This window comes from Streptomyces sp. NPDC059906 (assembly GCF_042730645.1).
GTDB lineage: Bacteria > Actinomycetota > Actinomycetes > Streptomycetales > Streptomycetaceae > Streptomyces > Streptomyces rubrogriseus.
On the sequence record NZ_JBHWKU010000008.1, the window covers coordinates 94538 to 118220 of the forward strand.

At 74.0% G+C, this 23683-nt stretch carries 20 protein-coding genes; 13 read left to right on the top strand and 7 right to left on the bottom strand.

The window, feature by feature from the left end:
• Window positions 1-14 precede the first annotated feature (14 nt).
• Window positions 15-1040, bottom strand: coding sequence for a non-homologous end-joining DNA ligase (ligD, locus tag ACFV9J_RS15260; protein WP_385354259.1), 1026 nt, complete (start codon window positions 1038-1040; stop codon window positions 15-17).
• Between the two features lie 74 nt (window positions 1041-1114).
• On the opposite strand from ligD, the gene ACFV9J_RS15265 reads away from it, so the two are divergent.
• The gene (locus tag ACFV9J_RS15265; protein ID WP_385354261.1) at window positions 1115-2182 is read left to right on the top strand and encodes an ATP-dependent DNA ligase; all 1068 of its coding nucleotides are present in this window, start codon (window positions 1115-1117) and stop codon (window positions 2180-2182) included.
• Between the two features lie 26 nt (window positions 2183-2208).
• Here the strand turns inward: ACFV9J_RS15265 and ACFV9J_RS15270 are convergent, their stop codons facing one another.
• Complete coding sequence (locus ACFV9J_RS15270) at window positions 2209-3399, bottom strand: zinc-dependent alcohol dehydrogenase (protein WP_385354263.1); 1191 nt, start codon at window positions 3397-3399, stop codon at window positions 2209-2211.
• Window positions 3400-3609: 210 nt separating this feature from the next.
• Here ACFV9J_RS15270 and ACFV9J_RS15275 point away from each other — a divergent pair, with 210 nt between their 5' ends.
• Window positions 3610-4587 carry a DUF3048 domain-containing protein gene (locus tag ACFV9J_RS15275; protein WP_385354265.1) on the top strand — a complete coding sequence of 326 codons (978 nt, stop codon included), beginning with the start codon at window positions 3610-3612 and terminating at the stop codon, window positions 4585-4587.
• A gap of 14 nt (window positions 4588-4601) precedes the next feature.
• Here ACFV9J_RS15275 and ACFV9J_RS15280 read toward each other — a convergent pair whose 3' ends face one another.
• A complete protein-coding gene (locus tag ACFV9J_RS15280) occupies window positions 4602-5066 on the bottom strand; it encodes a MarR family winged helix-turn-helix transcriptional regulator (RefSeq protein ID WP_385354267.1) in 465 nt (154 codons plus the stop codon).
• Between the two features lie 208 nt (window positions 5067-5274).
• Here ACFV9J_RS15280 and ACFV9J_RS15285 point away from each other — a divergent pair, with 208 nt between their 5' ends.
• From ACFV9J_RS15285 to pcaD, 7 genes are read left to right on the top strand one after another with little or no spacing between them, the layout of a single operon-like run.
• Window positions 5275-6030 (top strand): CoA transferase subunit A, encoded by a 756-nt coding sequence (locus tag ACFV9J_RS15285; RefSeq protein ID WP_385354269.1) that lies wholly within the window; start codon window positions 5275-5277, stop codon window positions 6028-6030.
• A complete protein-coding gene (locus ACFV9J_RS15290) occupies window positions 6030-6683 on the top strand; it encodes a CoA transferase subunit B (protein WP_385354271.1) in 654 nt (217 codons plus the stop codon). Before ACFV9J_RS15285 ends, ACFV9J_RS15290 begins: the two co-directional genes overlap by 1 nt.
• Window positions 6680-7882 carry a thiolase family protein gene (locus ACFV9J_RS15295; RefSeq protein ID WP_385354273.1) on the top strand — a complete coding sequence of 401 codons (1203 nt, stop codon included), beginning with the start codon at window positions 6680-6682 and terminating at the stop codon, window positions 7880-7882. The genes ACFV9J_RS15290 and ACFV9J_RS15295 overlap by 4 nt, the downstream gene beginning before the upstream one ends.
• A gap of 20 nt (window positions 7883-7902) precedes the next feature.
• Window positions 7903-8676: a protocatechuate 3,4-dioxygenase subunit beta gene (gene pcaH, locus ACFV9J_RS15300; protein WP_385354275.1), complete on the top strand. Its 774-nt coding sequence runs from the start codon at window positions 7903-7905 to the stop codon at window positions 8674-8676.
• A gap of 6 nt (window positions 8677-8682) precedes the next feature.
• Window positions 8683-9288 (top strand): protocatechuate 3,4-dioxygenase subunit alpha, encoded by a 606-nt coding sequence (gene pcaG, locus ACFV9J_RS15305; RefSeq protein ID WP_385354277.1) that lies wholly within the window; start codon window positions 8683-8685, stop codon window positions 9286-9288.
• A complete protein-coding gene (pcaB, locus tag ACFV9J_RS15310) occupies window positions 9285-10643 on the top strand; it encodes a 3-carboxy-cis,cis-muconate cycloisomerase (RefSeq protein WP_385354279.1) in 1359 nt (452 codons plus the stop codon). The genes pcaG and pcaB overlap by 4 nt, the downstream gene beginning before the upstream one ends.
• A complete protein-coding gene (gene pcaD / locus ACFV9J_RS15315; RefSeq protein WP_385354282.1) occupies window positions 10640-11767 on the top strand; it encodes a 3-oxoadipate enol-lactonase in 1128 nt (375 codons plus the stop codon). The genes pcaB and pcaD overlap by 4 nt, the downstream gene beginning before the upstream one ends.
• Before the next feature lie 26 nt (window positions 11768-11793).
• On the opposite strand, the gene ACFV9J_RS15320 is transcribed toward pcaD, so the two are convergent.
• On the bottom strand, window positions 11794-14475 hold the full coding sequence (locus ACFV9J_RS15320; RefSeq protein WP_385354284.1) for an ATP-binding protein: 2682 nt from the start codon (window positions 14473-14475) through the stop codon (window positions 11794-11796).
• A 286-nt stretch (window positions 14476-14761) separates the two neighbouring features.
• Here ACFV9J_RS15320 and ACFV9J_RS15325 point away from each other — a divergent pair, with 286 nt between their 5' ends.
• Window positions 14762-15787, top strand: a complete 1026-nt coding sequence (locus tag ACFV9J_RS15325) for a DUF2510 domain-containing protein (protein WP_385354286.1) — start codon at window positions 14762-14764, stop codon at window positions 15785-15787.
• 180 nt (window positions 15788-15967) lie between these two features.
• Here the strand turns inward: ACFV9J_RS15325 and ACFV9J_RS15330 are convergent, their stop codons facing one another.
• Complete coding sequence (locus ACFV9J_RS15330) at window positions 15968-16582, bottom strand: TetR/AcrR family transcriptional regulator C-terminal ligand-binding domain-containing protein (RefSeq protein ID WP_385354288.1); 615 nt, start codon at window positions 16580-16582, stop codon at window positions 15968-15970.
• A gap of 175 nt (window positions 16583-16757) precedes the next feature.
• Between ACFV9J_RS15330 and ACFV9J_RS15335 the strand changes: the two genes are divergently transcribed.
• Together ACFV9J_RS15335 and ACFV9J_RS15340 are read left to right on the top strand one after the other, a co-directional pair.
• Window positions 16758-17573, top strand: a complete 816-nt coding sequence (locus tag ACFV9J_RS15335) for a phosphatase PAP2 family protein (protein ID WP_385354290.1) — start codon at window positions 16758-16760, stop codon at window positions 17571-17573.
• The gene (locus ACFV9J_RS15340; protein ID WP_385354292.1) at window positions 17570-18502 is read left to right on the top strand and encodes a hypothetical protein; all 933 of its coding nucleotides are present in this window, start codon (window positions 17570-17572) and stop codon (window positions 18500-18502) included. The genes ACFV9J_RS15335 and ACFV9J_RS15340 overlap by 4 nt, the downstream gene beginning before the upstream one ends.
• A gap of 21 nt (window positions 18503-18523) precedes the next feature.
• Here ACFV9J_RS15340 and ACFV9J_RS15345 read toward each other — a convergent pair whose 3' ends face one another.
• Window positions 18524-20587, bottom strand: a complete 2064-nt coding sequence (locus tag ACFV9J_RS15345; RefSeq protein ID WP_385354294.1) for a phosphocholine-specific phospholipase C — start codon at window positions 20585-20587, stop codon at window positions 18524-18526.
• A 171-nt stretch (window positions 20588-20758) separates the two neighbouring features.
• Between ACFV9J_RS15345 and ACFV9J_RS15350 the strand changes: the two genes are divergently transcribed.
• Entirely contained in the window at window positions 20759-22060 is a 1302-nt protein-coding gene (locus tag ACFV9J_RS15350) for an MFS transporter (RefSeq protein ID WP_385354296.1), read from the top strand.
• A gap of 28 nt (window positions 22061-22088) precedes the next feature.
• Here ACFV9J_RS15350 and ACFV9J_RS15355 read toward each other — a convergent pair whose 3' ends face one another.
• Entirely contained in the window at window positions 22089-23534 is a 1446-nt protein-coding gene (locus ACFV9J_RS15355) for a hypothetical protein (RefSeq protein WP_385354298.1), read from the bottom strand.
• Between the last annotated feature and the right edge of the window lie 149 nt (window positions 23535-23683).

Here is a 23683-nt window from a genome sequence, read left to right on the forward strand (position 1 = left end):
CGGACCGCTGTGGCTCAGTCCGGGCCGGGAGCCTTCTTCCTGGCCCGGCTGGGCTGGACCCGGCTCGGCTCGCCCGGCATCTTCGGATACTCGGGCGGGTACGGCAGATCACCGAGCCCGTGGTCGTGCTCGTCCTTCGTCGCCAACTCCAGCAGCGCGTCGAGGGAGTACCTCGTGTCGTCCATGCCCGCGTGCACGTCGCCGAGTTCGGCGAAGCGCGCGGGCATGGTCGTGATGTCGAAGTCCTGCGGGTGCGCGACCCCCACCTCGTCCCAGGTCAGCGGGGCGGAGACCGGGGCGTTCGGGCGGGGCCGCACGGAGTAGGCGGAGGCGATGGTGCGGTCGCGGGCGGTCTGGTTGTAGTCGATGAAGATGCGCTCGCCGCGCTCCTCCTTCCACCACTTGATGGTGACCCGCTCGGGCATCCGGCGTTCCATCTCGCGGCCGACGGCGATGGCGGCGCGCCGCACCTGGGTGAAGGTCCAGCGCGGCTCGATCGGCACGAACACATGGATGCCGCGCCCGCCGGACGTCTTGGGCCAGCCCCGCAGTCCGCCGAACTCCTCCAGCACCGCCCGCAGTTCGTGGGCGGCGCGGGCGGCGTCGTCGTAGTCAGTGCCGGGCTGCGGATCGAGGTCGATGCGCAGTTCGTCGGGGTGGTCGACGTCGTCGCGGCGCACCGGCCAGGGATGGAAGGTGAGGGTGCCGTACTGGGCGGCCCACAGCACGGCCGCCTCCTCGGTGGGGCACATCTCGTCGGCGCTGCGTCCGCTGGGGAAGGTGATGTGCGCGGTCGGGATCCAGTCGGGCATCCCCTTGGGCGCGCGCTTCTGGTAGAACCACTCGCCGGTGATGCCGTCGGGGTAGCGCTGGAGTGTGGTGGGCCGGTCGCGCAGGGCGCGCAGGATGCCGGGGGCGACGGCCTGGTAGTACCGGGCCACGTCCAGCTTGGTGTACCCGCACTCCGGGAAGAAGACCTTCCCCGGGCTGGACAGCCGTACGCTCCGTCCGCCCGCCTCCAGCTCCACCGCTTCCGCCATGCGAGCCACGGTAGGCGGGGCGCGGGAGCTTCGCACATCAGGCGACGGCGGGCGCGGGCGTACAGAATCGGACCATGGACCTCCCCGTCATGCCGCCCGTGAAGCCGATGCTCGCCAAGTCCGTGGCGAGGATCCCGCCGGGCATGCACTACGAGGCGAAGTGGGACGGCTTCCGGGCGATCGTGTACCGCGACGGGGACGAGGTGGAGCTGGGGAGCCGGACGGGCAAGCCGCTGACCAGGTACTTCCCGGAGCTGGTGGCGGCGGTGCGGGAGCGGCTGCCCGAGCGGTGCGTGGTGGACGGGGAGATCGTCATCGCGCGGGACGGGCATCTGGACTTCGACGCGCTGACCGAGCGGATCCATCCGGCGGACTCCCGGGTGCGGACGCTGGCGGAGCGCACCCCTGCCTCGCTGGTGGCCTTCGACCTGCTGGCGCTGGACGACGCGTCCCTGCTCGACGTGGGGCTGGCCGACCGGCGGGCGCTGCTGGTGCGGGCGCTGTCCGGGGTGACGCCGCCGGTGCACGTGGCGCCGGCGACGGACGACATCGCGGTGGCCCGGCAGTGGTTCGAGCGGTACGAGGGGGCCGGTCTGGACGGGGTGGTCGCCAAGCCGCTCGATCTGCGCTACCGGCAGGACGAGCGGGCCATGTACAAGATCAAGCACGAGCGGACGGCGGACGTGGTCGTCGCCGGGTACCGCTTCCACAAGAGCGGGCCGGTGGTCGGCTCGCTGCTGCTCGGCCTGTACGACGACCGGGGGGTGCTCCAGCACGTGGGGGTGAGTGCCGCCTTCACGATGAAGCGCCGGGCCGAGCTGGTGGAGGAGCTGGAGCCGCTGCGCATGGACGACGCCCGGGGGCATCCGTGGGCCGCCTGGGCCGAGGAGGCGGCGCACGAGTCGGCGCGGCTGCCCGGCGCGCCGAGCCGGTGGTCGGGCAAGAAGGATCTGTCCTGGGTGCCGCTGCGTCCCGAGCGGGTCGTCGAGGTGGCGTACGACCACATGGAGAACGGGGCGCGTTTTCGGCACACGGCCCGCTTCCGCCGGTGGCGCCCGGACCGGACCCCCGAGAGCTGCACCTACGCGCAGTTGGAGGAGCCGGTCCGCTACGACCTGGCGGAGATCCTCGGCGGGCCCTGACGCGCGCGCCGCCGACGCCACGGCTCCTACGGCTTCATCAGCACCTTGACCGCGCCGTCCTGCTTCTTCTGGAACATCTCGTAAGCGTGCGGCGCGTCCGCCAGCGGCACCCGGTGGGTGGCGAAGCCGTCGACGCCGAGGGGGTCCTGGTCGGTCAGGTACGGGACGATCTCGTCGCTCCAGCGGCGTACGTTGGCCTGGCCCATGCGCAGCTGGATCTGCTTGTCGAACATGGTGAGCATCGGCATCGGGTCGGCCATGCCGCCGTACACGCCGGACAGCGAGATGGTGCCGCCGCGGCGCACCAGGTCGATCGCGGTGTAGAGGGCGGCGAGCCGGTCGACGCTGAACCGCTCGGCCAGGGGCCCGCCGATGGCCCGGGGCATCACCGCGGCGGTCTGCTGCACCAGCTTGGCCACGGCGCCGCCGTGTGCCTCGGTGCCGACCGCGTCGATCACGGCGTCGGGGCCGCGGCCACCCGTGCGGTCCTGGATCGCCGAGACGAGTTCCTTCTCGTTGTCGAAGGACCGCAGGTCGAAGGTCTCCACGCCCCGTTCGCGGGCCCGCTCCAGCCGCTCCGGCACGAGGTCCACGCCGAACACCTTGTCGACCCCCTTGAGGCGGGCGATCCGGCACGCCATGTCGCCGATCGGGCCGAGGCCCAGCACGGCGAGGCTGCCGCCCTGCGGGACGGCGGCGTACTCGACCGCCTGCCAGGCGGTGGGCAGCACGTCGGAGAGGTAGACGAAGCGGTCGTCGGCCGGGCCCTCGGGCACCTTGATCGGGCCGAACTGGGCCTGCGGCACGCGCAGGTACTCGGCCTGGCCGCCGGGGATCGCGCCGTACAGGCGGGTGTAGCCGAACAGCGGGGCACCCATGCCCTCGCCGGTGACCTGGGTGGTCTCGCACTGGGTCGGCAGCCCGGTGTCGCACATGTAGCAGTGGCCGCACGCGATCTGGAACGGCACCACCACCCGGTCGCCGGGCTTCAGGTTGGTCACCTCCGGACCGACCTCCTCGACGATGCCCATCGGCTCGTGGCCGAGGATGTCGCCCGGTGTCATGAACGGCGTGAGCACCTCGTAGAGGTGCAGGTCGGAGCCGCACAGCCCGGAGGACGTGACGCGGATGACGGCGTCCGTCGGCTCCTGGATCCTCGGGTCGGGCACCTCCTCCACCCGCACGTCCCGCTTGCCCTGCCACGTCACTGCCTTCATCGCGCGCGCTCCCTCCGTCGCCGTGCCCGTCGGTTCTGCGTGTCCGCCGGGTACCCCGGGGCTCCGGTCGCCGAACCAGGCGGTCTTTTCGGCCGAACAGCGGATTATCTGTCCCGTTCCGTGTGCCGTATCGGATTCATTCAGGTATGGCACTAAATGCTTCAAGAAGCGCACAATCAATGACACGGGATGGGTGGACGGATGGCCGGGATGCGAAGAGGAACGCGCAGGGGGCGCCGCGCCGCCCTGCTGACGGCGGCGGTGGCGGTCTCGCTGGGCGCGGCGGGCTGCACGGCGGGGCCCGGTGCGAAGGACGACGGACGGGCGTCGCACGCGCCGCGACCGGAGCGCTCGCACAGCGCCGCCCCCGCGTCCGGACCGGTGCTCGCCGTGAAGGTGGACAACGTGCGCGCGGCCCGCCCGCAGACGGGCCTCAAGGACGCGGACATCGTCTACGCCGAGCCCGTGGAGGCGGGACTGAGCCGGCTGATGGCGATCTACGCCACCGAGCTGCCCGAGTCGGTGGGGCCGGTGCGCAGCGCCCGCGAGTCCGACCTGGAGCTGCTCGGCCAGTTCGACCGGCCGGTGCTGGCGTTCTCCGGGGCGCAGAGCAGACTGCTGCCGATCATCGACAGGGCGCCGCTGCGCGCGGAGCCGGCGAGCGAGGACTCCGACGCCTACGTACGCGCCGGGGACCGGCAGGCCCCGCACAACCTCTACCTGCGACCGGACAGACTGCTGGGGAAGCCGTCGGGTGCCGCGGCCCTCACCACCGGGTTCACCTACGGCAAGGCCCCCGCGGGCGGCCGGGCGGAGTCCTCGCACACGGTGCGCTACCCCTCGGCGAGCTTCGCCTTCACCTGGTCCGACAGCCGGGACCGGTGGCTGGTCTCCATGGACGGCAGCCCGGCCCGCACGGCCGACGGCGGGCGGCTGGCAGCGGCCACGGTCGTCGTGCAGCACGTGAAGGTGCGCGAGTCGGACTTCCGCGACTTCCGCGGCAGCAATTCACCCTACGTCGAGTCGGTGGGCTCCGGGGAGGCGGAGGTGCTGCGCGACGGGCGCGCGTACGACGCGACCTGGAAGCGCGGGGCGGCCGCGGACGGCACGACCTTCACCACCGGGGACGGCAAGCCGCTGAACTTCGCCGAGGGCCAGGTCTGGGTCGTCTTCGCCGGGCACTCCTGACGGGGGACCCCCGGTCAGCCCGGTGCCACCGCCGGCTCGGCCGGGTTGCGGAGCCCCTCCGCGGCGTCCGCGACCCGGCGGATCAGGTCGATGAAGACCGCCTGCTCGTCGGCGGCGAGCGGGGCCAGGAACACCTGGTTCATCCGGGCGACGCGCACGCCCAGCCTGCGGTGGACGCGCAGCCCCTCGTCGGTGAGCCGGAGCAGGGACCGGCGGCCGTCCTGAGGGTCGCGGACCTTGTCGAGCAGCCCGCGGCGGCCGAGCCGGCTGACCACCTCCGCGATGGTGGACCGGTCCAGGCCCACCCGCTCCCCCACGGTGCGCTGGTCGAGCCCCGGCTCGGCGACGAGGGCGTTGAGGACGGCGTACTGCGGCGAGGTGGTCTCCTCGGAGACCATCGTGTTCCACAGCAGGTAGTGCGCCTGCTGCAGCCGCCGGGCCAGGTGGCCGGGGTGGGTGGCCAGATCGACCGCTGCCATGTGAACTCCCCGTGGTCACATTCGTAGGTGCACTGACGATACATGGCACCGAGTACCGACATCCGGGAAAGCCTCACTAGATCTACCTCGGACTTTACGGGTCTTGACGCCCCGGCCGTCCGGTGGCAGCGTGTGGGCAACCTCGCTGAAATACTCAGTGCCCTGACTATCTGCTTCCGGGGCACGCGGAAGAGATGGGGCACCTCGGATGGACAAGGTGGTGGCCACGGCCGGTGCGGCGGTGGCCGACGTGGCCGACGGCGCGTCGCTCGCGGTGGGCGGCTTCGGGCTGAGCGGTGTGCCGAACGTGCTGATCCAGGCGCTGTACGAGCGCGGGACCGGCGGGCTGTCGGTGGTCTCCAACAACTGCGGGGCGATGGAGTCCGGGCTGGCCGTCCTGCTGGCCGCCGGGCGCATCGCCCGGGTGACCGGGTCCTACATCGGCGCGAACAAGGAGTTCGCGCGCCAGTACCTGGGCGGGGAGCTGGAGGTGGAGATGATCCCCCAGGGCACCCTGGCCGAGCGGCTGCGGGCCGGCGGCGCGGGGATCCCCGCCTTCTACACGCCCGCCGGGGTCGGCACCCAGGTCGCCGACGGCGGGCTGCCGTGGCGCTACGACGGGTCGGGCGGGGTCGCGCTGGCCTCGCCGCCGAAGGAGGTCCGCGAGTTCGACGGGACGGAGTACGTCCTCGAACGCGGCATCCGCACCGACTTCGCGCTGGTCCGCGCGGCGAAGGGCGACCGGCACGGCAACCTGGTCTTCGCGAAGTCGACCCGGAACTTCAACCCGCTGGCCGCGATGGCCGGTCGGGTGACGATCGCCGAGGTGGAGGAGCTGGTCGAGCCCGGCGGGATCGACCCGGACGCGGTGCACCTGCCGGGGATCTTCGTCCAGCGGGTGGTGGCGCTCACTCCGGAGCAGGCCACCGACAAGAAGATCGAGCGGCGGACGGTGAGTTCCTGATGGCGTGGACGCGTGAACAGATGGCCGCGCGGGCGGCGCTGGAGCTGGCGGACGGCCAGTACGTCAACCTCGGCATCGGCCTGCCCACCCTGATCCCGAACTACCTCCCCGAGGGCGTCGAGGTCACCCTGGAGTCGGAGAACGGCATCCTGGGCACCGGCAGGTACCCCACCGAGGCCGAGGTGGACCCCGACCTGATCAACGCGGGCAAGGAGACGGTCACCGTCCGGCCGGGCGCCGCCTTCTTCGACTCGGCCCTGTCCTTCGGCATGATCCGGGGCGGGCACATCGACGTGGCGGTGCTGGGCGCGATGCAGGTCTCCGCCTCCGGCGACCTGGCGAACTGGGCGATCCCGGGCAAGATGATCACCGGGATCGGCGGCGCGATGGACCTCGTCCACGGCGCCCGGACCGTCATCGTGGTCATGACCCACACCGCCAAGGACGGCTCCCCCAAGATCCTTGAGGAGTGCGCCCTGCCGCTCACCGGCAAGGCGTGCGTGAACCGCGTCATCACCGACCTCGGCGTCCTCGACGTCACCGGCGACGGCCTGGTCCTGGTGGAGACCGCACCGGGCGTGGGCGTCGACGAGGTCGTGGCCAGGACCGATGCCAAGCTCGTCGTCGCGAAGAGCGCGGAGGGACTGAAGTGAGGGACGTCTACATCGTCGACGCGGTGCGCACCCCGTTCGGCAAGTACAACGGAGGCCTGGCGGGCGTGCGCCCGGACGACCTGGCCGCGCACGCGATCCGTGAACTCCTCGGCCGCACCCCTGACCTGGACCCGTCCCGGATCGACGACGTGTACTTCGGCAACGCCAACGGCGCCGGCGAGGAGAACCGCAACGTCGCCCGGATGGCCGCGCTCCTGGCCGGCCTGCCCACCACCGTCCCCGGCGTCACCGTGAACCGGCTGTGCGCGTCCGGCCTCGAAGCGGTGATCCAGGCCGCCCGCGCCATCGCGGTCGGCGACGCGTCGGTCGTGCTCGCGGGCGGCGTGGAGTCGATGACGCGGGCGCCGTACGTGCTGCCCAAGCCGGACCGGCCCTTCCCCGCCGGGCACACCGAGATGTACTCGACCACCCTGGGCTGGCGCATGGTCAACCCGGCGATGGACCCGCAGTGGACGATCCCGCTCGGCGAGTCGGCAGAGCTGATCGCCGACAAGCACGGGATCACCCGCGAGCGGCAGGACGAGTACGCCCTCGCCTCCCACCACAAGGCCGCCCGGGCCCAGGCCGACGGCCTGTTCGACGCCGAGCTGGCGCCCGTGCCGGTGCCGCGTCGCAAGGGCGACCCGGTGGACTTCGCCGCCGACGAATGCGTACGCCCGGACGCCTCGCTGGAGGCGATGGCGAAGCTCAGGCCGTCCTTCCGCACGACCGACGGCACGGTGACCGCCGGGAACGCCTCGCCGCTCAACGACGGTGCCGCCGCGCTGCTCCTGGTCGACGAGGAGGGCCTGCGGGCCACCGGACGCGAGCCGCTCGCCCGGGTCTCGGCCACCGGGGTCTCGGCGACCGACCCGCAGTACTTCGGCCTCGCCCCCGTGGCGGCGGTGAACCGCGCGCTCGCCAGGGCCGGACGGACCTTCGCCGACCTGGACGTGCTCGAACTCAACGAGGCCTTCGCCGCCCAGGTGCTGGGCTGTGTCGCCGAGTGGCCCGAGTTCGACCCCGCGGTCCTCAACCCGCAGGGCGGCGCCATCGCCCTCGGCCACCCGCTCGGCGCCTCCGGCGCCCGCCTCGCCGGCACCGTCGCCCACCAGCTCGCCCGCAGGGGGAGCGGCACCGGCATCGCCACCCTCTGCATCGGCGTCGGCCAGGGCCTCGCCCTGGTCCTCGACCGCTAGTCACCCCCAGGGACGCCCCCATGACTCTCACCCAGCACGACATCGACGCGGAGATCGCGGCCGAGCACGCCGCCTACGAGAAGCGGGTCGCCGACGGCGCGCCCGTCGAGCACCACCCGCGCCGCGACTACGTCCCGTACCGCTCCTCGGTGCTGCGCCACCCGAAGCAGCCGCCGATCGCCATCGACGTCGCCAAGGACCCGGAGCTGGTGGAGCTGGCCTCGCCCGCCTTCGGGGAGCGGGACATCACCGACGTCGACAACGACCTGACCCGGCAGCACACCGGTGAGCCGGTCGGCGAGCGCATCACCGTCTCCGGCCGTCTCCTGGACCGCGACGGGAAACCGGTCCGCGGGCAGCTCGTGGAGATCTGGCAGGCCAACTCGGCCGGGCGCTACGCCCACCAGCGCGAGCAGCACGACGCGCCGCTGGACCCCAACTTCACCGGTGTGGGCCGCACCCTCTCCGACGACGACGGCTTCTACCGCTTCACGACCGTGCAGCCCGGCCCCTACCCGTGGCGCAACCACGTGGGCGCCTGGCGGCCGGCGCACATCCACTTCTCCGTGTTCGGCTCGGCGTTCACCCAGCGTCTGGTCACGCAGATGTACTTCCCGAACGACCCGCTGTTCCCGTACGACCCGATCCTGCAGTCGGTGACGGACGACGCCGCGCGGCAGCGGCTGATCGCGACCTACGACCACAGCCTGTCCGTGCCGGAGTTCTCGCTCGGCTACCACTGGGACATCGTGCTCGACGGCCCGAACGCCACCTGGATCGAAGAAGGACGCTGACCCGCCATGACGAAGATCGACACGAGCACGCCTGAGCAGGTGCTGCCCACGCCGTCGCACACGGTCGGCCCGTTCTACGGGTACGCGCTGCCCTTCCGCGGCGGCGAGGACATCGCGCCCGCCGGGCACCCCGGCACGGTCACCGTGCACGGGTACGTGTACGACGGCGAGGGCAACCCGCTGCCCGACGCCCTCCTGGAGCTGTGGGGCCCGGACTCCGAGGGCCATGTCCCCACCGCCGACGGGTCGATGCGGCGCGACCCCGCCTCCGGCGGCTTCCTTGGCCGCAACGGCGTGGAGTTCACCGGCTTCGGGCGCATCCAGACCGACGCGAACGGCCACTGGTACGCACGGACGCTGCGACCGGGCGCGCGGGGGCGGAGCGCACCGTACGTCAGCGTGTGCGTGTTCGCGCGCGGGCTGCTGGTGCACCTGTTCACCCGGATCTACCTGCCGGGCGACGAGGCGGTACTCGCGGCCGACCCGCTGCTGTCCCGGGTGCCCGCCGGACGCCGCGACACGCTGGTCGCCGCGGACGAGGGCCACGGCACGTACCGTTTCGACATCCGCCTTCAGGGCGAGGGCGAGACGGTCTTCCTGGAGTTTCAGTGACATCACCTGCCGTCCCCGGCCCCGCCGGGAGCGACACCGACACGGGCCTGCTCGCCCCCGGGTGGACGGGCTCGGCGGCCGCCTCGGCCACCGGTGACCGCGCGTATCTGCGGGCCCTGCTCGACGCCGAGGCGGCGCTGACCCGTGCCCAGGCCGCGCTGGGGCTCGCCCCGGCCGGGGCGGCGGACGCGGTGGGCGCGGCCGCGGCCGATCCCGGCGCCTTCGACGCGCGCTCCCTGGCCGCGCGCGCCCGGGGCGGCGGGAATCCGGTCATCCCCCTGGTGGCCGACCTGACGAAGGCGGTCGGCGAGCCGTACGGGCCGTATGTGCACCGGGGCGCGACCAGCCAGGACATCCTGGACACGGCGACGATGCTGGTCGCCGCCCGCACCCTGGACCTGCTGCTGCCCGATCTCGCCCGCACGGAACGGGCGCTGGCCCGGCTGGCCGCCGGGCACCGGGACACACCGATGCCGGGCCGGACCCTCACCCAGCACGCCGTGCCGATCGTCTTCGGGCTCAAGGCGGCCGGATGGCGCGCGCTGGTGCTGGACGCGCGGGACCGGATCACGGCGGTGCGGGACGCGCTGCCCGCCCAGCTCGGCGGCGCGGCGGGCACCCTGGCCGCCTTCGAGGCGTACGGCGCGACGGACCCGACCGCGCTGCCCGCCGCCTACGCCCGTGAACTCGGGCTGCGGGCACCCCTGCTGCCCTGGCACACGCTGCGCACTCCGCTCGCCGACCTGGCCGGGACCCTCGCCTTCACCGCCGGGGCGCTCGGGAAGATCGCCGTGGACGTGCTGACGCTGTCCCGGACCGAGATCGGCGAGGTCGCCGAGGGCGGCGGGGGCGGCTCGTCGGCGATGCCGCACAAGGCGAACCCGGTGCGGTCCACGCTGATCGCGGCGGCCGCCCGGCGCGCACCGCAGCTCGCGGCCACGCTGTACGGCTCACTGGCCGCCGAGGACGAGCGGCCGGCCGGGGCCTGGCACGCCGAGTGGGAGCCGCTGCGGGACCTGCTGCGGCTGACCGGCGGCGCCGCGCGCGATGCCGCGGAGCTGGCCGAGGGGCTGCGGGTGCGCCCGGACGTGATGCGGGCGCACCTCGGGCTCACCCACGGACTGATCGTCTCGGAGCGGCTCTCGGCCGAACTGGCGCCGGTGCTCGGCCGGGCCCGCGCCAGGGAGCTGCTCACCGAACTGGCGGCGCGCGCCTACGCCGAGGACCGGGACCTTGGTGAACTACTGGCCGAGGTGCCGGAGTTGCGGGACCTCGACCTGGCCGGCCCGACCGACCCCGCTCGCTACACGGGCGCCGCTGCCGCCCTCACCGACCGTGCTCTGGAGCGACGTTGACGACCCTGCTCAACCACCTGTCCGAAGGCCCCGCTTCCGCTCCCCCGCTGCTGCTCGGGCCCTCGCTGGGCACCTCGTACGCGCTGTGGGACGCGGTGGCGCCCGAACTGTCCGTCCGGCACCGGGTGATCCGCTGGGACCTGCCGGGGCACGGAGGTTCCCGGGCCGATCTGATCGGGCCCGGCGCCACCGTCGGGGACCTGGCCGATCTGGTGCTGGCGCTCGCCGACTCGCTCGGGGTGGAGCGGTTCGCCCACGCCGGGGTGTCCCTGGGCGGTGCGGTGGGCCTGCATCTGGCGGTGCACCACCCGGAGCGCGTGTCGTCCCTGGCGGTCGTCTGCTCGTCGGCGCACTTCAACGGCGCGCGGCCGTGGCAGGAGCGGGCCGCGCAGGTGCGCGCCGAGGGGCTGGCACGGTTCGCGGACAGTGCGGACGCGCGGTGGTTCACGCCGGGGTTCACCGTGCCGCGGCTGGTCCGGGACCACCGGGAGGCCGATCCCGGTGCGTACGCGGCCTGTTGCGACGCGCTGGCCGCCTTCGACCTGCGGGAGCGGGTCGGTGAGATCTCCGCGCCGACCCTGCTGGTCGCGGGGCGGGAGGACCCGGCCACGCCGCCCGCGCACCTGCGGGAGATCGCCGACGCGGTGCCGGGCGCCACGCTGACGGAGATCCCGGGTGCCTCGCACCTGGCGCCGGCCGAGCGGCCCGAGGCGGTGCTGACGGCGCTGCGGACCCATCTCGACGGCGGGGCCCGGCGGGGCATGGCGGTGCGGCGCGAGGTGCTGGGCGACGCGCACGTGGACCGGGCGCAGGCGCGGCAGTCGCCGTTCACCGCCCGTTTCCAGGACTTCATCTCGCGCTACGCGTGGGGCGAGATCTGGACCGACGAGACGCTCTCGCGCCGCGAGCGCAGCATGGTCACGCTGACGGCGCTGGTCGCGCACGGCCACTACGAGGAGCTGGCCATGCACGTGCGGGCGGCGCGCCGCAACGGGCTGACGCCGGACGAGATCGGCGCGGTACTGCTCCAGACCGCGGTGTACTGCGGGGTCCCGGCCGCGAACTCGGCGTTCGCGACGGCCCAGCGGGTGCTGGCCGAGGAGGCGGACGGCAGCGCGGAGTGAACCCCCTCGGCGCGCCCCGAGGGACCTCAGCCCGCCCGGCCCACCACCGCCAGGGCCTCGCGGGCGCGGGCCGCGAGGCCGTCGGCGCCGCAGGACTCGGCCAGCGCCAGTCCCCGGTTCAGCTCGGCCGCCGAGCGGGCCGCGAGGCCGTACTCCACGCGGGCGGCGGCGTGCTCGTACTGGCAGGGCGAGGCCTCCAGATAGGTGACGGCCTGGGCGGCGAGCCGGACCGCGCACTGGCCGGTCTCCAGTGCGGCGGCACAGCGCAGGGCCTCTCCTATCGCGGTGTCCGTGCCGAAGCGCTCGGCCTGGCGGCGGGCGTCGGTGGCCAGTCGGGCGGCGCGGCCGGGGTCCTCGCCGGCCAGCGCCCGGGCCAGTTCGGTCGCCCAGGGGACGACCACCGGGTTGTGCCGGCCCCGCGCGGCGGCGGCCTTCTCGGTGGCCTCCAGTTCGTTGACGCCCTCTTTGGTGCGGCCGGTGGCGAGGAGCAGGCGGCCGCGCACCGGGCGGGGGTCGGGCAGCACGATCGTCGACGGGTACGGCGGGGCGAAGCCGTACTGGTCGGCGACGGTCCTGGCCTCCTCGACATGGCCGCGGGCGAGCAGGGTGTCGATCAGGTTGCAGGTCGCCGACCAGTACAGCGGCAGTCCGCGGCCGACGCGCTCGGCGATGCGCAGGGACTCGCGCAGCGACTGCTCGGCCTCCCTCAGGCGGCCCCTCCTGCGGTGTCCGAGGCCGACGTAGGCGTGCGCGAGGGAGAGGTGGCCGCCGCTCCAGCCCGCGCTCTCGTAGGCGCGCAGGGCCTCGGTGAACAGTGCCTCGGCACGGTCGAGCCGGTCGGCGTAGGCGTAGGAGCTGGCCAGCATCATCGGCAGTTCCAGGCCCCACTCGGTGTCGGTCCAGCCGAGTCCGGGTGCCAGGCGGCCGTTGACGAGGGCGCGGTCGCACAGTTCGACGACCTCCTCGGCGCTCTCGCCGTGGGTCATGGCGTCGAAGCCGCGCAGGATGAGCAGGGCGCGCTCGGCGTTGTCGCGGCCGGTGCAGGTGGCGGCGAGTTCGGCCAGGCGTGCGGAGCGGTGCGGCGAGGAGGTCTCGCCCGCGTGGATGCCCTCCCACATGTACTGGGCCGCCTGGAGCCGCAGGCGCGCCGAGGGGTCGGGGTTGCGGGCGGCCTCCGCCTCGACGGTGCGGACGGCCTCCTCCAGCTGGTCGTTGTGGAGCAGTGCCTGGGAGAGCCGGAAGACGGCGTCCACCCGCTGCTCGCCCTCGAGGCCGGGCATGGCGAGCGCGGTGCGCAGGTGACCGATGGTGGTGGCGGGCGCGGTGAGGAGGGTGGCGCAGCCCAGTTCGAACAGCACGCGTGCGTGGGACTCGGGCAACGGCGGTTCTTGCAGGGCCCGTTCGAGGCAGCGCCGGGCCGCGTCGGGGGCTCCGACGGCGAGGTGCTCGCGGGCGGCCTCGCGCAGCTGGGCCACGACTTCCTGGTCGTCGTCGGGGTGCACCTTGAGCAGATGGCGGGAGGCTGCCGCCGCACCGAGGCCGGAGTCGGCGACCAGCTGGGCCGCTATGCCGTGCATCGCCGTGCGCAGCGCGTCGGGGATGGAGTTGTAGACGGCGGTGGCGATCAGCGGGTGGACGAACTCCAGGTCGCCCGCGGACGGTTGCCCGGCGGTGGCGTCGGGCACGGACAGGATCCGGGCGCCCCGGAGCAACTCGGCGCAGCGGGCGGCGTCGGCGCGGTCCAGGGTGGCGAGCCCGGCCACCATGTCGACGGTGATGCCGCCGCCGAGGATGGCCGCGGCCCATGCGAACCGGGTGGAGTCGACGCCGAGTTGCTCCAGGCGGGCGACGAGACCGCCGCCGCGGGCGGAGCGGTTCAGGGCGCGCAGTTCGGCGGCCTCCGCCTCGACGGGTTGCAATTCGCTGTCCTGGACCTTCGCGAGGAGTTCGACGGTCTCGTAGGGGTTGCCGCCGGTGACGGCCCACACCTCGCGGCAGAACGCGGCCTCGGCGTGTGCGCCCAGCGTGGCGCGGGTGAGTCCGGCCGTCGCCTCGGGGGTGAGGGCGTTCAGCGGGGCAAGGGGGCGGCCGACGGCGGTGGCCGCCTCCAGGTGACGGGCGCTGTCGCCGCTGACGTCGCCGGGGCGGCGGGCGATGACGACCAGGACGGAGGTCTCGTCGAGGCGTTCGGCGAGCGCGGCGAGCCAGCGCAGGGTCTCCTGGTCGGCCCAGTGGGCGTCGTCGATCAGCAGCACCAGCGGCCACTCCCGGCGGGCGAGCCGGCGTACGGCGGCGACCAGGCCGTCGCACACGCCCTGCGGGTCGGCCTGCCGCTCACCGGGGTCCGCTATGCCGAGGGCGGGGCCCGCGATGTCGTACCAGTCGCCGAGGTACTCGCGGGCCTCCTCGGGCAGCATGGACACCAGGGCGGGCTGGAGCAGTTGGCGCACCACGTTGAAGGGGACGGACCTGAGGGTCTCGCCGCCGCGTGCCGACCAGACGGTGCAGCCCCGGGCCTCGGCGATCCGGCGGGTCTCGGCGAGCAGCGCCGTCTTGCCGACCCCGGCCTCGCCGCGGGCCTCCAGCAGGGTGCCGGGGGACGTGCGGTCCGCGCACAGGGTGTCCACCGCGCGCGTGATGGTGGCGACTTCCTCGTCGCGCTCCCAGAGGGAGCCCGGGACGGCGCCCGCCCGCCGTACCTCCGTCATCCCGCTACCTCCCCGAGTCGCCCGAATGACGTACAGAGCCTGAGCCTAGCCCTCCGATCGCGCAAGTGGTGGGCGCTCCGCCGACCAGTTGCCGTGACGGGTGACATGCGGTAAAGCGTGAACGACGCGCCGGGCCTGTCATCAGCGGCGGTGCGGCCGGGCGGCCGTCAACCTCGCGCGGCGCGGGGCGGGGCGGGGCGCCGGGCCGTCGCAGGACGGGGGTGCGGCCGGAGATCCGGCCGGGCCCTCTCATCCGGCTTTCACCGACGCCTCATACGGTGGGCACATGACGCAGGCGACTCCTCCCGGGTGGTACCCGGACCCCGGACAGAAGAATGACGGTCCCGCCACCGAACGCTGGTGGGACGGCACGGCGTGGACCGACCGGGTGCGCCCCGCGGAAGCGGCCGCCGCGTGGGCTCCCCCCGCGCAACCGCCGCTCCAGCCGCCGGTGCAGGACACCGCGGCCGGTCCGTACCCCGTGCACCCGGGCTATCCGGGCATACCCGTCCAGCCCCCGTCCGCGCGTCGGCGGCGGCTGCGCACCGGCATAGCCGTCGCGGCGGCCGTGGCGGTGCTGGCCGGCATCGGGGTCGGCGTGTACGCGCTGACCGACGACGGCTCGGGCGGCAACGACGCGGGCGCCGCGCAGCAGGACCGGCGCGGTCCGGGCGACCGGAACGACCCCTTCGGCGACTCGGGCGGCGGTGACGGGGGCGAGGACGGCCGATCGCCCGCGCCGGACTCCCCGGACCAGTCGGAGCCGCCCACGGTCGACAGCGGCTCGGTGACGGACGCGTTCAGCGGGATCAGCCTGCCCATACCGGACGGCTGGTCGGGGCAGGAGTTGCAGGTCGGCGCGCAGGTGACGTCGGAGGACACCTACAAGTGCCCCGGGGACGCCTCCAGTTCCTGCACGAAGGGCGGCGCCTACTCGGCCCCCGCCCTGCTCCTGAAGACCGAGGGCGACACCGCGGAGGAGGTCGCCAAGGCCGACATCGAGGCGAACGCCGAGGAGTCCTACGGCGGCAAGTCGTACGGCGGGATCACCTCGCACGAGGAGCTGGCCTCCGAGGCGGTCACGGTCGCCGGGCAGAAGGGCTACCTGGTCCGCTGGAAGGCGGTCACCGCCAAGGGCTCCGACGGCTTCGTCGAGTCGCTGGCCTTCCCCTCGCCCGCCGACCCCGAGCGCATCGTCGTCGTCCGCTTCGGTGTCGACACCGACCAGAAGCAGACGGTCATCGACGAGATCACCAAGGGCATCGAGGTGGACACCTCGGGCGGCGGCGGAGGCAACGGCCAGGACGTCTGACCGCCCCGGCGGTGCCTGCGGAGGTACCGCAGATGTACGGCTCAAAGAACTGCCGGCCGGGTGGGGCGCCCTTCCGCTCAAAGGGTGCCCCGCCCGGCCGGGGGTGCGCGCCGCCCCCGTCCCCACGGTGCGGCGCGGGCAGGCCACCGTCCAGTCATCCCGTGGACGGCGGCCTGAGTCTCAGGGGAGGCCGAGCGCCGGCAGCACGACGGCCTCCACGAACCGGACGAGGTAGGCCGCGTCGGCCTGCTCGCCCTCCAGGACGGGCCGCATCCGCAGCATGCCGAAGAGCTGTGCCGGCACGTACTCCAGCGCCGGGTGGCCGGCCGGCACCTCTCCGCGGGCCACTCCGCGCGCGAGGATCGCCCGCAGCGCGGCGATCTCCGGCTCGACGAGCGCCTCGCGCAGCGCGCACTTGAGCTCCGGGTCCTCCATGACCGCGTGGCCCAGCGCCTGGAGCAGCCCGGTGTCCTTTCCCGCCCCCTCGCCCGCGGCCGCGGCCGCCTGGCGGAGGTCCTCGGCGAGCGAACCGGTGTCGATGTCGGTGAAGCGCACCCGGCGGTTGGAGCGCAGGGCTGCGGCCACGAACTGGGGCTTGGTCTTCCACTGCCGGTAGAGCGTGGACTTGCTGCACCGGGTGCTGGCGGCGATGCCCTCCATGGTGACGGCGTCGTAGCCGCAGGAGCGGAGCTGGTCGAGCACGGCGTCGAAGAACTCCTGCTCACGCTCCGGCGTGAGCTTGGAGCGGCGCGAGGTGCCGACCGCATCCGGTCGGTCCGCGTCCTGCGACGTCATCGGCCCCGCTCCTTCCCGCTTCCGGTGTGTCGTATGTCTATCGATACGCCAGTGTACCGGTACACCACCGTATCGGTACACTGGCGTATCGGAACGAGGTCGTATCGATGAGAACCGTCACACGCCCCCGTATCCGACCAGCCACACGCACCACCGTCAGCGAAGGGGCCGGGGGATGAATGCCCGCAGCGAGCCTGCCGAAGCGGGGCCGGACGCGCCCGCGCGCCCGCCACTCGTCCGTGAGCTGCTGCTCGTGGCCGGGCTCTTCCTCGTCTACAAGTCCGGCCGCCGACTGGCGACGGGAGAGACCGCAGAGGCGTTCCGCAACGCCCACCACGTGTGGGACTGGGAGCGGGTGCTCCGGCTGCCCGACGAGGGCGCGGTCCAGTCCCTGCTGCTGCACGGCGACACGCTGATACACGTAGCGAACACGTACTACGCCGCCGTCCACTTCCCGGCCACCGTGGCCTTCCTGGTCTGGCTCTACCTGCGACGGCCCGCGCACTATCTCTGGGCCCGCCGGGTGCTGGCCGCCGTGACCGGCGCCGCGCTGGTGCTGCACCTCCTCTTTCCGCTCGCCCCGCCGCGCATGCTGGCCGCCACCGGCCTGATCGACACGGCCCGGCTCTTCGGGCCCTCGGTGTACGGGCCGCCGCGCACCGACACGTTGTCGAACCAGTTCGCGGCGATGCCCTCGCTGCACTTCGGCTGGGCCCTGATGCTGGCGATCGGTCTGATCGTCGCGACGCGGACCCGGTGGCGCTGGCTGTGGCTGCTGCATCCGCTGGTGACGCTGCTGGTGATCGTGGGCACCGCGAACCACTACTGGCTCGACGTGGTCGTGGCCACGGCCCTGCTCGGCCTCGCGCTCGCCGTACTGCCGCTGCCCGAACGGCCCCGGCGGCCGCGGTGCGCCCTCCCCCGCCGGCGGCCCGAGGTCCGGCGCCGGTCGTCCGCCGAGCGGCCCGAGCTGGTCGGGGCGGGCCGGTGAACGCCGCCCTGGTCGCCGTACTGCTGTCGCTCGTCTCCGCCTGCGCCTACGCCGCGGCGGCCGTCGCCCAGGAGCGGCTGGCCTCGCGCGCCTCAAGCGCCGGTCCGCTGCGGATGCTGGCCTCCGGCGCCTGGTGGTGGGCGGTCGCGCTCAACGCCTCGGCGGCGCTGCTGCACGTGGTGGCGCTCAAGTACGGTCCCCTCACCGTGGTCCAGCCGCTCGGTGCGCTCACCCTGGTCGCGGCGGTGCCCCTGGGGGCGCGGCTGGCGGGCCGGCGGGTGAGCGCGATCGAGTGGCGGGGCACCGGGCTGACGCTGCTGGGCCTCGGCGCGCTGCTGCTCACCGCCTCGGGGCCCGCCCCGGAGGACGTGCTGAGCGTGCCGGAGGCGCTGACGGTGTCCGGCGCGACGGCGGCGCTGATCGGCGTGCTGTCGTGGCCCGGCACCCGACCGGGGCTGCGGCACGCGACGGCGTCCGGGATCGCGTCCGGCGTGGCCTCGGCGCTCACCCAGACCGTCACGGTCGCCGTCACCGACCGGTCGGGCCCGCTGCTGAGCGTCCAGGTGGTCGGCGTGGCCGTGCTGGTGGCCGCCTTCGCGACCGGCGGACTGCTGCTGTCCCAGACGGCGTACCGCGGCGGTCTCGGCGCCCCGCTGGCGGTGGTGACCCTGGCCAATCCGGTGGCCGCCGCGGTGATCGGGCTCTCCCTGCTCGGGGAACGGCTCCGGGGCGGCGCGGGCGGCGTCCTCCTCGCGCTGACCGGTGCGGCGCTGGCCGCCTGGGGAGTGCTCCAGCTGAGCCGAGCGGCCCCGGCACAGGGGCTGCCCGAGCCCGCGGCACCGGTGCTCACCGATCCGGAGCCGGAGGGGTCGCCCCCGGCGGGGCTGGTGCCCCGGCAGCCGGGGCCGGGGCACCTCACTCGGCTCTAGTTCCGGCTCCGGACGGCCGCCTCAGTCGGTGACGATCGCCGGGTCGCTGGTCCCCGGCCGGCCGTTCTCCACGTGCCCGGCGAAGCGGCGCAGGAAGGCGGGGTCGGTCTCGGAGGTGACCGTCACGTCGTACCAGCGCCGGCTGCGCGCGAGGCCGACGGTGTGGTGCACGGTGGCGCCGGGGCGGACGGTGACGGTGCGGGTGCGGCCGTCGTGGGCGTTCGCGATCCGGAGCCGGACCGTGCCGGTGCCGGTGTGGGTGAGGGTCAGCCGGAGGTCTTCGCCGTGGTGCCGTGCCGTGACCTCGGGGCCGGTGGGCCCGGCGACCTCGTTGGCGCCCCGGAAGACCCGCAGGAATCCGGCCGGGCCGTGCACGGTCAGGTCGTAGGAGCCGCCGGAGTAGGCCGAGTTCCAGGTGTCCGCGAGGGTCTTGCCGGCCTCGGTGGTGTACGTCCAGGGGCCGTCGGTGCGGTTGCCGGAGGTGACGAGGAAGGCGGCTCCGGCCCGGGCGCCGGAGGCGAAGGCCAGCGTGAACTTCCCGGCCGCCGTGTCCACGGCCCCGTCCACGTGCGGGGCGTAGCGCAGCGGCCGGGTGGGGCGTGTCCCGCGTTCCTGCCGGGGCATGCCGGGGTCCGCGGGCGGCGTCGGGCGGTAGTCGGGGTGGCGTTCGCGGTCCGGCGGCTCGTAGGCGTCGGTGTCCGGCAGCCGGGCCGGGCGGCTGTCCGTGCGGGAGAAGTCGAAGGCCGAGGTCAGGTCGCCGCAGACGGCACGCCGCCAGGGTGAGATGTTCGGCTCGCGGACGCCGAAGCGGCGCTCCATGAAGCGGATGACCGAGGTGTGGTCGAAGGTCTCGGAGCAGACGAATCCGCCCTTGCTCCAGGGCGAGACGACCAGCATGGGCACGCGCGGGCCCAGCCCGTAGAAGCCCTCGCGGTGGGCGGCGCTGCCCTCGAAGACGTCCAGGGAGACGTCGACGGTGGAGCGGCCCTGCGCGGCGGACTTCGGCGGCAGCGGCGGCACCACGTGGTCGAAGAAGCCGTCGTTCTCGTCGTACGTGATGAACAGGGCCGTCTTCGCCCACACCGCCGGGTTGGAGGTGAGCGCGTCCAGGACCTGGGAGATGTACCAGGCGCCGTAGTTCGACGGCCAGTTGGAGTGCTCGGAGAACGCCTCCGGGGCGGCGATCCAGGAGATCTTCGGCAGCTTGCCCGCCTTGACGTCGGCGCGCAGCCGGTCGAAGTAGCCCTCGCCGCCCTTGGCGTCGGTGCCGGTGCGGGCCTTGTCGTACAAGGGGTCGCCGGGCTTGGCGTCGCGGTACTTGTTGAAGTACAGCAGGGAGTTGTCGCCGTAGTTGCCCCGGTAGGCGTCGTCGATCCAGCCCCAGTGGCCGGCCGCGTCGAGGCCGTCGCCGACGTCCTGGTAGATCTTCCAGGAGACCCCGGCCGCCTCCAGGCGCTCGGGGTACGTCGTCCAGTCGTAGCCGAGTTCGTCGTTGCCGAGGACCGGGCCGCCGCCCGCGCCGTCGTTGCCCGTGTGACCCGACCACAGGTAGTAGCGGTTGGGGTCGGTGGAGCCGATGAAGGAGCAGTGGTAGGCGTCGCAGACGGTGAAGGTGTCGGCGAGCGCGTAGTGGAAGGGGATGTCCTCGCGAGTCAGGTACGCCATGGTGGTGGTGCCCTTGGCGGGCAGCCAGCGGTCGTACTTGGCGTCGTGGTAGGCGTCCTGGCCGTCGGACCAGCCGTGCGGGAGCCCTTCGAGGAACTGCATGCCGAGGTCGTCGGCCTCCGGGTGGAAGGGCAGCACCTCGGTGCCGTCGCCCTTGCGCTGGTGCCACACCGACCTGCCGTCGTCCAGTCGCACCGGGTGCGGGTCGCCGAAGCCGCGGACCCCGCGCAGCCTGCCGAAGTAGTGGTCGAACGAACGGTTCTCCTGCATCAGGACGACGATGTGCTCGACGTCCTCGATCGACCCCGAGCGGTGGTTCGCCGGGAGTGCCGCGGCCCGGTCGATGCTCGCGGACAGGGCGCTGAACGCCGTGGTGGCGCCCGCGAGTTGAAGGAATCTGCGCCGGTTCACTTCGGCCATGGGGGTGAGGGACCTCTCGCCTTGGGGGGTTCAACCGGCCGGACGGTGCCGGGTGATGACGGATTGCGCGCGAAAGGAGTGTTCCAGGAGCAGCAAACGTCAGGGAAGGGTCCGGTGGCGCTGGTGTGAAAGTCACCGGTACGCGAGGTGTGCCGGGCCTCCCGCCCGGGGATGGTCGCGATCATGACAGGCATGGACACGGAAGCACCGGCACCCCCGGCCCGACGGCCCGTACGCCAGCTCCTCGCCGCCTCGGTGGGCAACGCGGTGGAGTGGTACGACTGGTACGCCTACACCTTCCTGGCGACCTACATCGCGGACCAGGTCTTCCCGAAGGGCGCGGACAACTCGCTGGTGCCGCTGCTGTCGACGTTCGCCGTGTTCGCGGTGGGCTTCTTCATGCGGCCCGTGGGCGGGCTGCTGATGGGGGCGATCGCGGACCGGCGGGGGCGGCGCGCCGCGCTGACCGTCACCATCCTGCTGATGGGCGGCAGCAGTCTGCTGGTCGGGCTGACCCCGACGTACGCGGCGGCCGGTGTGCTGGCCCCGGTGTTCCTCGTGGTCGCGCGGCTGCTCCAGGGGCTTTCGGTGGGCGGCGAGTTCGCGGCCTCGACGACCTTCCTGGTGGAGTCGGCGGGGCCGGGGCGGCGCGGCCTGTTCTCCAGCTTCCAGTACGTCTCGACCACGGCGGGGCAGCTGGTGGCGTCCGGGATCGCGACGCTGCTGGTGGACACGTTGAGCGAGGACCGGATGAACGGCTGGGGGTGGCGGCTCCCCTTCGTGTTCGGCGCCGTCCTCAGCCTGGTCGGCTTCTGGATCCGGCAGGGCGCCCAGGAGACCCGCAGCACCGAGCAGCAACGGGCGCCGCGTCCGGCCCTCTTCGAGGCACTGCGCCGCCATCCGCGCGAGTCCCTGCTGATCTGCGGCATCACGGCGGGCGGCACCATCGCCTACTACACCTGGACGTCGTACCTGCCGACGTACGCCGAACTGAACGCGGGCGTGGCCAAGTCGGACGCGCTGCTCGCCGGGACGATCTCGCTGGCCTTCTTCGGGCTGCTCCAGCCACTCGGCGGCCTGCTCTCCGACCGGTTCGGGCGCCGTCCCCTGCTGCTCTTCTTCGGCGTGGGCTTCGCGCTGCTGAGCGTGCCGCTGCTGCACTCCCTGCGCGACTCCTTCGCCGTCCTGCTGCTCGTGCAGTGCGCCGGGATGGTGCTGCTCACCGGCTTCACCTCGATCAGCGCCGCCGTCAACGCGGAGGTCTTCCCGCCCCGGGTGCGGGCGGCCGGGATCGGCTTTCCCTACTCGCTCACGGTGGCGCTGTTCGGCGGCACGGCACCGTACGTGGGCACGCTCTTCAAGGACCTGGGCCACTCCGGGATATTCCCCTGGTACGTCGCCGTGCTGTGCCTGCTGTCCTCGCTGGTGTACCTGCGGCTGCCGGAGACGGCGCACGACGAACTGCGGCGCTGACACCGGGCCTTCCCGCCGGGCTTCCTGCTCACCGGTGCCAGAGGTCGCGCCCCAGGGCCGCTTCCGTGCCGGTGACGTAGACGGCGGTGGCCAGCCACTGGGCCGCGTACTGGTCCAGGTCGTCCCCGGCCGGGCGGCCGAAGGCGTCCCGGGGACTGCGGGCGGCCACCGCGCCGAGCGCGGCGAACAGGTCCGCGCCGGTGGCGAACCCGCCGCGGCGCAGCGCGGCGGCGTGGGCGCCGCGGTCGCTGTCGCGCGCGGGTTCCGCGGCGGCGCGCCGTCCGCCCGTGACCGTCAGTTCGACCAGGTCGCGCACTCGCCGGAGCGGCGAGTCGACCGGCCTGGCGTCGGCAGCGGCGAGCGGGGCCGGTGACGGGGCCGGGCCGGGAGCCGCTGCCGGGAAGTGCGCGTCGCACAGCCGGTCGTAGCCGAGGTCGGCGCGGTCCCGCCAGTCCTCTGGGAGGCGGAGGGTCGCCGCCCCGGGTCCGGGAACCGGCCCGACGGCCAGGGGGCGCAGGGTCGTGACCCGGTCGGGGTCGACGCGCCCGAGCACCCGTACCCGCAGCCCCGGGCACCCGCCGAGGCGCCGGAGGTTCGCGGTGTGCGCGAGGGCGGGATGCCGGTGGGCCGGTGCCAGCCGGACGGTCGGCCCCGGACCGTCGCCGGTGTCGACCCGGGCCAGCACCGCCTCGCCGTCCGCGGCGACGATCTCCACGTCGCACCCGGTCAGCGGCGGGGCACCCCCGGTCCCGTCGGCGGCGGCCGCGGGCAGGAAGCCGGCCCAGGGGCGTCCGGCGGCGAACGTGGCCCGGACGCCGGGCTCCGCGAGCAGGCGGCCGTCCGGGGCGACGACGGCCCCGGTGACGACCAGACCGCCGCGGGACAGCCGCTCGTGATCGCTCAGGAAGGACCGGACGGCGACGTTGGCGGTGCCGGCCCGGCGGGCTCGCTCCGCTCCCCCCGGTGCGACGTCGCGGAGGGTGTACCAGCGGCCGGCGTCGTCGACGAGATGGGTGAGGACACCGCCGAGGGCACCGGGTCCGACGACCGGTTCCCGGCAGACGCCGTAGAGGCGCAGCGGCCCGTCGGGGCGGTGGTGGTGGACGGCGCCGATCAGCCCGGGGTCGAGGTCGGCCGCCTTCAGTCGGTGGGTGACGAGGAGGAGTTCCCGCAGGGCGGCGACCGACTCGGCGGGCCGCTGGACCCGGTGGGCGCCCTGCGGGCCGCGCGCGTCGCGCAGGTGCCGTACGACGTCGAGGGCCGCGCCCTCCGCACGGTGCAGGCCGGCCAGGCGAGCGGTGTGCGCGGCCCGGAGCAACTCGGCCTGCGCGACCGAGCCCGCGGCGGTGATCCCGGCCGCCAGGACGGCCGCGGCCGCCGTCCACAGCCCCTCGGCGGCACGGACCTGCCCGGCGGAGGGCCGGCGCGCGGCAAGGGTGGCCGCAGCGGTGGACAGGGCCGGGGCGGTGGGCAAGGCAGGTACGGCGGACGGAACCGTTCCAGCGAACGCAGCCGTTGCAGCGGACGCGGCTGTTTCGGCGGACGGGGCCGCCCCAGCAGACGGGACCGCTCCAGCACACGCAACCGCCCCAGCAGACGCAGCCGTTTCGCCGGACGGGGCCA